The organism is Novosphingobium sp. BL-S-33 (assembly GCF_056857025.1).
Genome location: NZ_CM166474.1, coordinates 1322998 through 1336400 on the forward strand (window position 1 = coordinate 1322998; position 13403 = coordinate 1336400).

The 13403-nt window shown below is 55.8% G+C and carries 9 protein-coding genes; 6 read left to right on the top strand and 3 right to left on the bottom strand.

Annotation, left to right across the window (positions count from 1 at the left end):
* Positions 1-21: 21 nt before the first annotated feature.
* Positions 22-1332 carry an O-antigen ligase family protein gene (locus AC1VVM_RS06285; RefSeq protein ID WP_482956142.1) on the bottom strand — a complete coding sequence of 437 codons (1311 nt, stop codon included), beginning with the start codon at positions 1330-1332 and terminating at the stop codon, positions 22-24.
* A gap of 1016 nt (positions 1333-2348) precedes the next feature.
* On the opposite strand from AC1VVM_RS06285, the gene AC1VVM_RS06290 reads away from it, so the two are divergent.
* The 5 genes from AC1VVM_RS06290 (at position 2349) to AC1VVM_RS06310 (ending at position 8921) form a co-directional block, all read left to right on the top strand.
* A complete protein-coding gene (locus AC1VVM_RS06290) occupies positions 2349-3830 on the top strand; it encodes an oligosaccharide flippase family protein (RefSeq protein WP_482956143.1) in 1482 nt (493 codons plus the stop codon).
* Complete coding sequence (locus AC1VVM_RS06295; RefSeq protein ID WP_482956144.1) at positions 3827-5143, top strand: polysaccharide pyruvyl transferase family protein; 1317 nt, start codon at positions 3827-3829, stop codon at positions 5141-5143. Before AC1VVM_RS06290 ends, AC1VVM_RS06295 begins: the two co-directional genes overlap by 4 nt.
* A gap of 63 nt (positions 5144-5206) precedes the next feature.
* Positions 5207-6280 carry a glycosyltransferase gene (locus AC1VVM_RS06300; protein ID WP_482956145.1) on the top strand — a complete coding sequence of 358 codons (1074 nt, stop codon included), beginning with the start codon at positions 5207-5209 and terminating at the stop codon, positions 6278-6280.
* A 2-nt stretch (positions 6281-6282) separates the two neighbouring features.
* Positions 6283-7071, top strand: a complete 789-nt coding sequence (locus AC1VVM_RS06305; protein ID WP_482956146.1) for a glycosyltransferase family 2 protein — start codon at positions 6283-6285, stop codon at positions 7069-7071.
* Between the two features lie 1052 nt (positions 7072-8123).
* Positions 8124-8921, top strand: a complete 798-nt coding sequence (locus AC1VVM_RS06310) for a transporter (RefSeq protein ID WP_482905157.1) — start codon at positions 8124-8126, stop codon at positions 8919-8921.
* Positions 8922-8975: 54 nt separating this feature from the next.
* On the opposite strand, the gene AC1VVM_RS06315 is transcribed toward AC1VVM_RS06310, so the two are convergent.
* Positions 8976-9887 carry a dihydrodipicolinate synthase family protein gene (locus tag AC1VVM_RS06315; protein WP_132388662.1) on the bottom strand — a complete coding sequence of 304 codons (912 nt, stop codon included), beginning with the start codon at positions 9885-9887 and terminating at the stop codon, positions 8976-8978.
* A 106-nt stretch (positions 9888-9993) separates the two neighbouring features.
* Between AC1VVM_RS06315 and AC1VVM_RS06320 the strand changes: the two genes are divergently transcribed.
* Entirely contained in the window at positions 9994-11196 is a 1203-nt protein-coding gene (locus AC1VVM_RS06320; protein WP_482903249.1) for a M24 family metallopeptidase, read from the top strand.
* A gap of 308 nt (positions 11197-11504) precedes the next feature.
* On the opposite strand, the gene AC1VVM_RS06325 is transcribed toward AC1VVM_RS06320, so the two are convergent.
* Positions 11505-13298 (bottom strand): DUF885 domain-containing protein, encoded by a 1794-nt coding sequence (locus tag AC1VVM_RS06325; protein WP_482903250.1) that lies wholly within the window; start codon positions 13296-13298, stop codon positions 11505-11507.
* Positions 13299-13403 lie beyond the last annotated feature (105 nt).

Genomic DNA, 13403 nt, shown 5'->3' on the forward strand with positions numbered 1-13403 from the left:
AGCCTGGGAACCTCGACTTCTTCATACAAAATCTCGAGCTCGGCTCGGCTTCGATTTTGTCAGATTTCTCGCAATTCCGCTGGAGGCATTTTCCGGGACGGGGTCAATATGATGGTGATTGTGATTTCTTTTGGCTGTTGTTGGGTATCGTTTCTCCATCCAAAGCAACGTTAAGATCGACCAAGTTAGCCAGTAGGAAACGACTCTTACACTATCGATCGAAAATGAGGACGCTAGGAATTGAGAAAAAGAAACACCTCCAATTGTAGACAGAAGTTTTAAATCATAAGGGAGGGTTCTTCTTGATACCGTTATGATACGTGTAGCTGATCCGAACAAAAATATGAGAAGTAGAGAGAATCCAAGCCAGCCGAACTCACCGAGTGTACGTGTGTACCATGAAAATATTGGAGGAAGATCTCCGTACCAGCTTCCCTTGTAGTAGGAGACGAGTTCCCAGCTTTCCTTGAACATAAGAGACGGGTGTTTCATTATGTAAAAGGCGACTTGCCCAAATCCTTGGCCAAAAAAGTTCGCATTTCCTGCCTCAACTGCCATGGATGACAGATACGATCTCGTGACATCCGAAACAGAAGCTGTAAAAGCGAGTCGTTTAAAGGCATAAACCGGGATATATATTCCGACAGCGCAAATTAATGCTACGCTCGTCGGGAGGGCTGTGGAAAGAATACGCCTCTCTTTACCACCAACGGCAATCAGGGCCCAGAAAAGCATGGCGAGCACGATGCCGACATAGGCGCTCCTTGAGCCCGAAAGGGTGCAGCACAGGGCTAGCGCGGTAAACAGAAAGGGTGCGCCAGAGTCCTTGCGGGAGATGCGCAGGGTCCATGGAACGCACGCGAGCATAGTGAACGCGTGGAATGATGGTTCACCAGAGACGCCGGACAAGCGGAAAATGACCGATTCTGGCCGAGGATACAGGAGAGTTCGCAATGCAACGAGCGGAGCTTCTGCTGCTGGAGCGAACCAGCCGATAACGCCGATTATTGAGATCGCGACAAGGAACCAACCCAAATTTCTGAATGTTGATGCTATCAAAGACGTAAATCTAGAAACGCCGATGTGCCTAGCGTGCCAAGTTATGCAACATCCCAACAAAACATAATAAATAAAAGTTGCTGAAGATAAGAAGTATCTACTCAACCCTGTTTTTCCCGCATGATAATTTGAAAATATGATGCCGGAATTTAATGCGAAACTAAAAATTATAATAATAATATAAGGTGACTGTAGCTTAATATAAGATTTGGCTGGAATGGTGTCCAGTTGTTTGCTTTTAAGAAAAAGCATGAAAATGAATAAAATGTACACGAAAGATACATAAAAACTTGCCTCTCCTTGGACCTCGCCAAGTCCAACGGATGTCTTTAGTCCACTAAACGGAAGCGAGTATATAATAAGTCTAAGGAGTATTTCGCAAGCTGAGTACATTTCATCAGGTTTCCTGGTTGGGGGGTAAGCTATGGGAGGTGTGTGAGGGGCGTCAAATTCTCTCCTTCGCGATCTGGCGGTCGTGATGGACAAGGATTTACGAAATGTCGAACTCTGATCTTCCTTGATTGAATCGCCTGGCTCGGCCTTGCTCATAATGCATCGGTTTTGATGGGTTGCAGATTGAGGGAATAATCAAGTGCCAGAAGATGAGGCTTGGCACGCATGGGGTGTACCGAGATTTTGTAATCCCTACAGATCATGCTCCGACCGAACAAATTGATCATGCCATATCTCGATCATAGGAGGGGCTCTCGATTATGGGGCGCGCAAAACGGATGAGGCGCGCTTCGCAACGCCTGCCGTCCGCTGCACTGCCTCCATGTCAAACTCGGGGAGGGTCCGCTTGGTATCTCCTGTCCTGTCGCAGTGCGAACTTGGGCCGCAGCCGCTCCCGAAGCTGGTTGCGCGTGTCCGCTGAAATGCAACCGTGAGGCCTTGCGGGAGTGAATCCATCGAGAGCGTCCTGCCATGAAAATGTCGGCATGTTCCGCGTCATTTCCGGTCACGTTTTGCAGGTATCCGTCCGAGAAGGCTACTGTATGTGCTGAGCATCGATCGGCTGCGGGACCGGGCTGCCGCACGTTTCGGGGGCGGACTCTCTAATGACGCCAACTGCTTAGGCGCTCTCCGTTGCTCGGTGTGTCGCGTCGATCCACCGCATCATCTCATAAGGCATAGATTTTCATGGGTTTGTAGGCTGGACACGCTCTGGATTGACAACCTCCTAGTTCGCTTTACGTGCGGCATTCTGAAATGGGCCCTTCGCTCGGCGGAGCAGTCTCGGAGCGCCGCAGAGATAAAGGTCAAAATTTTTGCGCGCGCGTCCGATTTCTATGAAAATCTTGAAGAATGATGGTTCCGTGGGTGGCATGGCCATGCACGGCCTATTTTGGTCCGTAGTTCAGAACTGGGGTGGGCGAGTAGTAACCTTCGTACTGTTTGTGGTTTTGGCGCGCTTGCTGGACCCTATGCAGTTTGGCATCGCTTCGGCTGCAGCTATTATTGTACTTATCATTACCCTAATCGCAGAATTCGGATTTACTGACGCGATTATCCAGCGCCCTGAACTAGAAGACGCGGATGTGAATCTGCCATTCTATTTTTCGCTCGCGTTGTCCTCGATAATGGCTGGATTGGTCGTAACGTTTTCTGCGTGGCTAGAGGCTTGGGTTCACGTGGAGGGGGCGAGGCCGGTGATCGTCGCGCTGGCCTTGCTGACTCCGATAACGACGGTCTCATTGTTCCAGGAGATGCAGTATAAGCGTCATCTAGCTTTCCAGCGGTTGGCGGCTCGAGTCTTGGTGGCCAACTGCGTCTCCGGAGTTATCTCGATAACGATGGCGGTCGCTGGGTACGGTGTTTGGGCTCTCGTAGCGCAGCAATACACCGCGACGATCGTTGGTCTCGTGTGGATGTGGGCGCGTCCTTATTGGCGACCCGGCCTGGAGCTAAGACTAAATACATTTATCGAGCTCGTAAGGTTTGGCGTTTCAATCCTAGTTATGCGTGTGCTGGATTTTGGATCAACACGCCTGGTGGAAATCATCACTATTGGGCGCTACGGCGTGCACTCCTACGGGCTCTACGCTGCTGGCTCTAGGCTCAGCCAGACGATGCTCGATATGTTGCAGGCCGCGCTAAGCGACGTTTCGCTCTCAGTGTTGTCCAAAATATCAGACGAACGAGAGCGCTTGGCTACAATTTACCGGATGTCGACAATTATTGCCTCGAATCTACTTTCTCCAATATTCATTTTATGTGCCTCTATCTCGTTAGAAATAACAAGTTTTGTATTTGGTTCTAAATGGGATGGTGTCGGCGTCATTATGAGGCCGCTTTTTTTGCTTGGCGCGATATTCGTGGTCCAATTCCTCAGTCGCCCCTATTTAAGCGCGCGGGGTCGATCGGAACGAGTGTTAATTATCGCGGTGTTCAAATTCTCCGTCACCATTGGTGGCTTGGTTTTGCTGCCGCACAAATCGCTTTATCAGTTGGTTCAGGTTTTCGCTGCGATGCAGCTGCTGGCTTCTCCAGTGGCTTTCTACATCACATCAAGGGAACTGGGCGCTCCTATCAGCCGTCTGATCCGCGATCTTTTGCCGGTAGCGATCGGCGGCGGGCTTGCGGACCGAGCTGTCTCGCTGACGCGTCCCTTCCTTGAGTTGCATGGCATCACGGCAGCGCTTTCAAAGGGAATGATACTCGGTGGGCTATTTGCGATCGTCTATTTCCCTGTCGTTTTGGTCCTTGGTCGGCCGCAAATTAGGTTGGTGTATGAATTTGTCCTCAAGCGGCTACAAGGAAGCAAATCATGAGCTTTAAGGGCTTGGTGAAGCGAGTGACGCCGCGTCGCCTGCGGGGATATGTCAATGAAGTGACGGATAAGCGTGGATTCGTGTCCCTTCGCGACGAGTGGTTGTCCATGCATTCCTCGGTCGCGCCAGGCGAAGAAGCCGTGCAGGGGAAGGGATTGCTGATTTTCCCAGGCGATCCCGTGGAACTAATTGGCTCGGTTGGCGACGAAGCGATGATCACCGCTTCAATCCAGCAAGCGCGAGAAGCTGACCCTTCCGCTCATATTTGTATTATCGTTTGCGGCGACAAGGCTGCTGGTATCGCTCGCAGGATGGGCGTTAAGCCGATTGACCTATGGCGATGTGACAAATTCCTCTCGAGATTCTGCACCATGCTGCGCGAAGAGAGGATTGGAGCCATGGTTGGCAATGGGGCCGATATTATCGACGGAGTGTACGGCGTCCTAGTGCCTGGGCGCATGATATATTCAGCCGATATCGCTTCGCGCGCGGGTGTCGCTACGACAATCCTTGGTTCAAGCTTCAACAAGCATCCGCGACCCGAACTCATTGAAGCAATTGGCGCGATTTCTCCGGACGTGACTCTGTGTCTGCGGGATCAACCTTCGTTGGAAAGGTTTGCGGCGTTCACAGGGGCGGAGCCGCTGCTCGTTGCGGATAGTGCATTCATGATGCATGCGACTACACCGCGTTCAGACGTCAGTGATTGGGTCGCTAACCAACGGTTGAATGGGCGGTGCGTGCTGGGCTTCAATTTGCACCCGATGCTGGTCAAGGAGGACCCTCTGCTGGTCCGCCAGCTTATCGCAGAGAGCGTTTCGTCACTGCGCTTCGGTATCAAAAAGCATAGGATATCTTGGGTCCTAATTCCCCATGACCGCAGGGGAAGCGTGGGTGATCTTGTTGTATTACAGGCAGTTTTTGATGCGCTGGAGGCAGAGCAAGCGGGCAACCTTATGCTAGTCGATGCCGCCGAATGCAATGCGGCGGATCTCAAATCAATCGCTGGCATTCTCGACGGGGTGGTCACCGGGCGGATGCACCTTGCTATCGGCGCACTAGGCAAAGGCGTGCCCGTTCTTTGTGTGACCTACCAAGACAAATTTGAGGGCCTGTTTAGCCATTTCGATCTGCCCGAGGAAATGCTGATCAGCGCTTCACGTGCGCTCGAGGTTGGAATGATGGAGGATGCCATAGACAGATTCGTCACAGATTTGCCTCGCTTGCGAAATGTGGTGAAGAAAGCACTTCCAGACGTTCTCCTGCGTTCGCGTAAAAACTATCAAAAACTACATGAAGTTCTCAAGAATTAGAGGGATTTCATTGTATTTAGTGCGCTAAACTCAATCAATTGTGGTCGCAAAATATAAGAGATAATGATGAGAATACTCCATTTTGCGGAAACGCTTCCGGGTGGTCCAGCGACATATATAGATGAGCTAGCTCGTCTGCAGTGCGATGCCTCGCATGAAGTTCATTTGCTGTGTCCGGATTCTCACATGGACCATGTGAGAGAGGGGCGTTTGATTCGACATGGGTTTAGGTATTCGGCTCGAAACATTCGAGGAATACTTGGCGCGTATTCAAAATTTAGAGAAGTCATCAGGTGTAGTGAATTCGATGTGATTCACCTGCACAGTACATTTGCGGGTATAATCGGTCGATTATTTCTAGGAACGGTTGATTCGGCCATAATATATTGCCCGCATGGGTGGGCATTCGCCGCAAAATCGCACCCTTGGATTTTTCGTCAGGCCTACAAGGTGGTCGAAAGACTTTTGGCGCATAAAGCCGATTCTATAATTACCATTTCGGACGCGGAGCAGCAGCGTGCAAAAAACGCGGGAATCGATATCTCCAAATGTCGTCTGATTAAAAATGGAATTAGAATGACGGGATGGCTTCCCGCCTTCCCGAACGAAGAGAAAATCAAACTTCTGTTTGTTGGTAGATTTGACAAACAAAAGGGGCTAGACATCTTGATGGATGCCTATGGAAACCTCCCTGAAGATGAATTTCATCTTACTCTTATCGGTGACTCTGTCGTTGGTTCGGGTTCCAATATAGAAATTCCTTCTAGCGTTACTCATTTGAAATGGCAGAGCCCGGATGAGGTGAGAAGGATTATGTCGTCTTCTGACATTGTTGTAATGCCATCAAGGTGGGAAGGTATGCCGCTCGTTGCGCTTGAGGCGATGCGAGCGGGGAGGCCTCTCGTTGGCACCGATGTGGGCGGATTAAACGAATGTATTAGAGATGGTATGACCGGTGTAATAGTTGAACCGGATAATGCTAATTCACTTCGAGATGGTATCATAAAAGTATCGAATAGTGATATTGCTGAGCTCGGGCGGGGGGCTAGGGCCGTATTCGAGGCAGAGTATGCCTCTGACCGTATGTTTGCTCAGCTTGATGAAGTTTACCAGGAAGCCTTGCGTGAAAGGCCGTGAAAATGAATTCAGATATTGTCTGTTTGATTCCTGCATATAGGCCGTCAAAATCAGATTTGTTTCAGACTATTGCTTCTATGTTGAATCAATCAACTGTTGTCGATATTTGCGTTATCGATGATGGCTCTCCTGAGCCGATCGAATTGCATGCCGATCAGGTTGATTTCGTGAAAGTTCTGAGGCTGCCACAAAATCAAGGGATAACCGGTGCGTTGATCGCGGGAACCGATTACGCCGTGCGGAATAAATATAAATATATATGCCGCCTGGATGTTGGTGATGCCTCTGCTTCCGATAGAGTTAAGCGTCAATTCGAGTTCATGGAAGAAAATCTCGATGTCTCACTTCTAGGTGGGGCGTCGAGGGTTGTTGATAAATTTGATAACTTTCTATTTGTTCATGGTGATAGAATCGGCGATGTGAAAGACGTGTTGTATTTTAACGCGGCTTTCAAACACTCTACGTTCTTTATGCGGACTGATTCTCTAGATCTATTTGGCGGATATGATCGGGCGTACTGTGGTGCGGAAGATTACGAGCTGGCTTTGAGGATGGCGAGCTTGTCGAAGGTGCGGTCTCTCGACGAAGTTTTGATAAAATACGTTGATGATCCGAATGGGATATCAAATAGCAGGAGAAAAAAACAAATAATGGCGAGGTTGCGGGCTCAAGTTAAGTATTTTAATATTTTTGAAATTAATTCTGTTCTCGGAGTGGCTAGAACACTAGCAACCGCAATCATACCATTGTCTGTGGCAAAGAAAATAACCCAATTTAATGGATCAAAATGAGGTCGGGGTGAGGTTATTATTTGGGCCACATTTGCTAAATGTGGATCATTTTCCTCACCTCAGTGCGAATGGACTGCAGAGGCCTTGGTCCGCCTTCTGGCAGGTCGGGCTTGTCACCTAGTTGAGGGGACTTGCTCTTAGAGTGCGCTTAACGCCGACCACACCTTCTGGAGCGGTCTGTTGTTGATGGTTGATGGATTGCAGCCCCCACAGCCATTGCCGCCCGAAGATGGAACGTAGTTGAGTTTGAAGGTCGCACTGGCGAAGAAGCTGGACACCTCGAAAAGCCGGTAGGCTCTGGTGGCGTGTGGTGTTTCACTTCCGGAGCGCGAGGGCGGAGGTAGGGGATGGTTGGGCATCCGGATTTGTTCGATCTTTCGGGCGATGCTGGCATTGAGCGCTGCGGGCGACCCACTGGATCGCCCTGGCGCTGTCGTGGACTTCGAGGTTTTGCGCGAAGCTGGTCGCTGCGCCGCAGGCCACTGCGCTAGGCCGACAGGGAAACGGCTTCGAGTTGGCGTCAAAAGCCTTTCCCGAACCGCCAAAACTTACCGAATGGGAAAGGCCTAGATGGCCTTGTTCCCCAATCTGTGCCCCATCACGCCCGAACAGTCGGTTCTTGGAGGTGTCCGTTATATATCTAGACGGGTGTGGATTTGCATGGATGCAATAGGATGGACGAAATTGAAAATTACCTATGGACAAGGCCCTCGGCGTCCATAAAATAGAGCGAACAGTGTCACCAATTTTATGATTTTTGTTCGTGTGGGTAAGGGCGTGGCGGCTGTAAGTGATTGTTGGAATAAGATTTTGTATTAAAAAATGTATTTAACAATACTTATAATCCCTCCCGCGCTGCGCCAGAGGGCTATTTCAAGGATTCATGAAATCAGGCGTCCGCGTTAGCGGGCATGTGAGGGGTTCTCGCCATTGCACTATCTGTCGCTGGACGGCATCTGTGGCGACGCAGTGTTGCCGCCGAGACAAAGCGCTGGGGAACTGGCTAGAATGCGGCGATATATGCGCTTGTAATCCTTCGAGAGACTCCCGTGATGCATTTTCGCGCAGCCGCTTTCCTATGTCTTGCCCTTGTTCCGTCGGCCGCGCTTGCTGACGGGCGTCCTTATTGCCCCGATCGGCCGGGTATCGGTACGCCGCCTTGTACTATCTCTCCTGGGCAGGCCTCGGTTGAGCTCGGAATTGGGGACTGGACGCTCGACAGGAGTTCGGCCGAACGGGAGGACGACTTTGGCGTGGGCGACCTGCTTGTCCGTTACGGCATTGCCGAGCATGCCGAGGTGCAGGTCGGTTGGACCATGCTTGGTTTTTCCCGCACGCGCGATCGGGCGACCGGGGAGGTCCAACATCGCAGCGGTACGGGGGATGTCACTCTGGCGTTGCGGCGTAATCTCGTCAGTCCTGATGGCTCGGGCCTGTCGGTTGCACTCATGCCTTACGTATCGCTGCCGACAGGGGGGCAGCCGTCCGGAGCGGGGGACTGGGGCGCCGGGGTGCTGATGCCATTGTCCTATGAACTCTCGGACAAGTGGAGCCTCACATCGACGACCGAGTTCGATGCGGCGGTGGACCAGGACCGCGATGGCCGACACTTTGCGTTCAGTCAGGTGATCGGGGCGTCCCTGCAACTCGGCACAGCCGTGACGGCCACGGCCGAATACCAGATCACGGCGGATCACGATCCGCAGGGGCACAGTGTCGCACACCTTTCAGGCTTGTCACTCGGCTGGCAGCCGACGGACGACCTTCAGCTCGATGCGGGCGGGAATGTCGGGCTGGACCGCGATGCCCCGGATCTGGAACTGTACTTCGGTGTGTCGCGAAGGTTTTGAAGTGAGGCGTGCGCGACGCCGTTGGTATCGCGCACGCTCAAGTCTTTTGACGGATCAGGCGTCAGGGCAAGGGCGGGTGGCCTTGCAGGTTTCGACCCACTGGATCACGTCCTCGCGGCGCTTGCCGGAGAGGGGAAGGCGCGGCATGCGGACGCGTTCGGTGCCGCGACCCATGATCGTTTCGGCCAGCTTGATCGATTGCACGAGATCATGCTCGGCATCGAGGTGTAGCAACGGCATGAACCAGCGGTAGATCGCGCGGGCCTCCTCTATATTGCCTTCGTTGAAGGCGGCGATCAGGCGCACCGATTCACGCGGGAAGGCGCTGGTGAGGCCCGAGACCCAGCCACTCGCGCCCAGCATCATGCCTTCCAGCGCCACGTCGTCGAGGCCGGCCATGACCGAGTAACGGTCACCGAAGCGGTTGATGAGGTCGGTGAAGCGGCGGGTGTCGGGCGCGCTTTCCTTGACTGCGACGATGTTCGGCACGTCGGCCAGCGCTTCCAGTGCTTCGGCGCTGACGTTCACGCGGTAGGCCGGCGGGTTGTTGTAGAGCATGATCGGCAGCGAGGTTGCCTCGGCCACGGTGCGGAAATGGGCGACCAGTTCCTCGGTGGTGGGCACGTAGACCATCGCCGGCAGCAGCATCAGCGCGTCCACGCCGATCTTTTCGGCATCCTTGGCGTAGGCGACGGCGCGTTCGGTGGTGAATTCGGAAACGCCCGCCACCAGCGGCACGCGCGCGCCCACGGCTTCCACTGCGCCGGTCAGGATCTTGCGCTTTTCATCGCCTTCCAGCGAGTTGTTCTCGCCGCAGGTGCCGAGCAGGATCAGGCCGTCGACTCCGTCGTCCACGAGCGCGGTCTGGACAGCCTGCGTGGCATCGTGATCGACCGAGTAGTCCGGAGCAAATTGCGTGGTCGCGGCGGGATAGACCCCGGTCCAGAGCGTCTTGGTCGAAGGCATCTTGCGGTGTTCCTGAAAATTGACGGAACAATTCGTATACGATATATAATCTGTGTCAGCAACGGCTTTGTGCTAGCGCGGCGGTTCAACATTACAGGAGTTCTAGGTGGCACAGGCAATCGGCGGATCGAATGCGGTCGAGCAGCTGGCGGAAATTCGCCCTTGGGCCGATCCCGCGCCGGCGATCGCGCTGGATGAGCGCATGGCCCGCATTGAAAAGGCCCGCCGCCTGACGCGCGATATCGGTGCCGAGGCGCTGCTTGTGACGGCCGGAGCCAGCCTCAACTATTTTGCAGGCCTTGCCTGGAGTGAATCCGAGCGTCTGGTGGCGATGCTGCTGCCGGTCGATGGCGCGCCGATCCTGATCGCGCCGCGCTTCGAACTGGGCACGCTGGAAGCGGGTCTGCTGATTGAGGCGGACTTCCGCCTTTGGGAAGAAGATGAGAGCCCGACCGCGCTTTTGGCCGCCGCGCTGCGTGAGAAGGGCGTATCGCGCCTCGCGATCGATCCGGCGATGAGCTACCTCTTCGTCGACCGTATCGCCAAGGATGCACCGTCGGCCACGCTCGTGTCCGGTGCGCCCGTGATCGATGGGTGCCGCATGTTCAAGTCCGCTGCCGAACTGGCGCTGATGCAGCAGGCCAAGTCGATGACGCTGGAAGTGCATCGCCGCGCCGCCAGCATACTGCGTCCCGGCATCCGCGCCAGCGAGGTCGCCCGCTTCATCGACGAGGCTCATCGCGCCATTGGTGCGCCCGGCGGCAATGCTTTCGTGATTGTCCAGTTCGGCCTTGCCAGTGCCTATCCGCATGGACTGCCGGGGGACCGCGAACTGCATGAGGGCGAGATCGTGCTGATCGATACGGGCTGCCGCGTGGCCGGTTATCACTCGGACATCACCCGCACATATGTCTACGGCGAGGCGAACGACGAGCAGCGTGCGATCTGGGAACTGGAACGCACCGCGCAGCAGGCGGCCTTCGACGCGGTCGAGCCCGGCAAGCCTTGCGAACTGGTCGACTACGCGGCGCGTGCGGTGCTGGAGAAGGCGGGGCTGGGGCCGGACTACAAGCTGCCCGGCCTGCCGCATCGCACCGGGCATGGCATCGGGCTTTCGATCCATGAGCCGGCCTATCTGGTGCGTGGCGACAAGACGCCGCTGGCGCCGGGCATGTGCTTCTCAAACGAGCCGATGATCGTCATTCCCGATCGTTTCGGTGTGCGTCTGGAAGACCACTTCTACGTGACGGAGAACGGCGCAAAGTGGTTCACCGAGCCGCAGCCGTCGATCGATCAGCCGTTCGGTTGAACGGGCCGGAATAAATCGAAAGCAGTTTCCTTGGCCCAAACCTCGTCGTCCCCGCATAGACGGGGACCCGCTTTTCTTGGCTGCGTGGCGAGAAAGATAGCGGGGCCCCGCCTACGCGGGGGCGACGGAGTGCTTTGGGCTGACGGAGCGTTTTGACTGTCGAGGCTTGGGTTTCGGTAATCGCGGCTGGACCGGACCCTCACCCTCAACCCCTAAATAAACGGAGGGGGCGGTTTCCCGCCCCCTCCTTGCGACCCGTCGGGCTCTTCTGATCCGGGGGGCAATCGCTGTCGCCCCTCTCGTGATCGTCAGGACTCCTCGTCGGGATAGGGACCCTTGCCGCCTTCGGCGATGAACTGGTCGATCCGCGCGGACAGTACCGGCAGCGGCACCGAGCCGAGCGCCAGTACCGTGTCGTGGAAGGCGCGGATGTTGAACTTGGGGCCGAGCGCGGCCTCGGCCTTGTGGCGGCCGTCCATGATCGCCATTTCGCCGAGGTAATAGGACAGCGCCTGCCCCGGCCACGCGATGTAGCGGTCCACCTCGGTCTCGATCTCGTGATTGGAGAGCGCGGTGTTGTCGTAGAGGTACTGCTGCGCCCGCTCGCGGGTCCAGCCATAGTGGTGGACGCCGGTATCGACCACGAGCCGCGCCGCGCGCCAGGCCTGGTAGCTCAGCATGCCGAACTTCTCGTAAGGCGTCTGATAGATGCCCATCTCGGTGCCGAGGCGTTCGCAATAGAGCGCCCAGCCTTCGCCGAAGGCCGAGATGTACGTTCCCCGGCGGAAGTCAGGCTGATCCTTGTTCTCGGCGGCGACCGGCATCTGGAAGGCGTGACCCGGCGCCGATTCGTGCAGCGTCAGCGCCGGCAGCGAATAGAGCGGGCGGCTCGGCAGGTCGTAAGTGTTGACGAGGTAGACGCCCGGGCCGCCGCGACCGGCGGTGTAGAAGGGCGCGATATCCGCCGGCACGGGGATGATGCCGAAGCGCTGGCGCGGCAGGTGGCCGATGAAGCGGCCGACCTTGCGGTCCACTTCCTTGGCGGTCCAGGCGGCGCGGTCCAGCAGGTCCTGCGGGGTCTTGGCGTAGAATTGCGGATCGGTGCGCAGGAATTCGAGGAAGGCGGGCAAGTCGCCGTCGAACTTGGCCTCCTTCATGGTCTCCAGCATTTCCGCGCGGATCTTGGCCATTTCCGACAGGCCGAGCTGATGGATTTGCTCGGGGCTCATGTCGGTCGTCGCGTATTCCTTGATGACCGAGCGGTAGTAGGCCTTGCCGTCGGGCAGGGCCTCGGCGGCGAGCGTCTTGCGGGCGCCGGGAATGTACTTGCCGCGTACGTAGGCCAGCAGTTCCTTGTGCGCGGGGATCACCGATTCCCGGATCGCCTTCAGCCCTGCCTCGCGCAGTTCGGCCTGCGTCGCGGCGGGAATGGTCGCGGGCATGGCCCTGAACGGCTCGAAGTAGGCCGTGTCCTCGGCCGCCTTGTCGGCCACCGAGGCAATCGAATCGTCGCGGCCGTACAAGGTGACATGCGGCGAGGTGAAGCCGCGCGCCAGACCGGCCTGCATGTTGGCGATCTGGTCGTGGAAATAGCGCGGGAATTCGTTCATCAGCGCGATGTAGCGCCGGTATTCGTCTTCGCTGGAGAACGTGCGGCGGCCAACGCTGGCAAGATCGCTCCAGAAGCTGGAGTCCGAATTGAGCGGCTTTTCCCACTCGCGGAACTGCTGCTGGGCGATCAGCGCATCGATCTGCACGAGGTAGACTTGCTGGTCGATACGCACGGTGGGCGAAAGCTGGTCGGCGGGGATCGCGGCAACCTGCTTGCGCACGTCCTGCCAGTAGGCGAGCCGCGCGGCCTGGGTCTTGGGGGTGACGTCCGGCAGATGCGCGCGCAAATGGCCCGGGCCGTCATCGTCCTCACCCAGTTGCTCGCTGCGCCAGGCCCATTCCTTGTCGGTGATCGCCTTGAAGCGCGCGTCGGCCGTTGCGCCGGCGTCAGGCGACGGGGCCGCTGCCGGAGTCGCCGCCTGAGCGAGACAAGGAAGCGCCGCGCCTGCCAGCAGAATGGCGGTTGCGAGGCGGAAAACGGACGTGGACAAGCGAGACCCCCGGGATTTCGTCTATCTTATGAAAATATACGATATCTAGTTCGGCGCCCCTGTAGCAGAGCATTTGCCCCTGCGGGAGAACAAAAAATGTATCAA

What these genes read in the sequence shown, in the direction of transcription:
- AC1VVM_RS06290 (WP_482956143.1), top strand. Translation starts at nt 2,349, where the DNA reads ATGAAAATCTTGAAGAATGATGGTTCCGTGGGTGGCATGGCCATGCAC.
- AC1VVM_RS06295 (WP_482956144.1), top strand. Translation starts at nt 3,827, where the DNA reads ATGAGCTTTAAGGGCTTGGTGAAGCGAGTGACGCCGCGTCGCCTGCGG.
- AC1VVM_RS06300 (WP_482956145.1), top strand. Translation starts at nt 5,207, where the DNA reads ATGATGAGAATACTCCATTTTGCGGAAACGCTTCCGGGTGGTCCAGCG.
- AC1VVM_RS06305 (WP_482956146.1), top strand. Translation starts at nt 6,283, where the DNA reads ATGAATTCAGATATTGTCTGTTTGATTCCTGCATATAGGCCGTCAAAA.
- AC1VVM_RS06310 (WP_482905157.1), top strand. Translation starts at nt 8,124, where the DNA reads ATGCATTTTCGCGCAGCCGCTTTCCTATGTCTTGCCCTTGTTCCGTCG.
- AC1VVM_RS06315 (WP_132388662.1), bottom strand. Translation starts at nt 9,887, where the DNA reads ATGCCTTCGACCAAGACGCTCTGGACCGGGGTCTATCCCGCCGCGACC.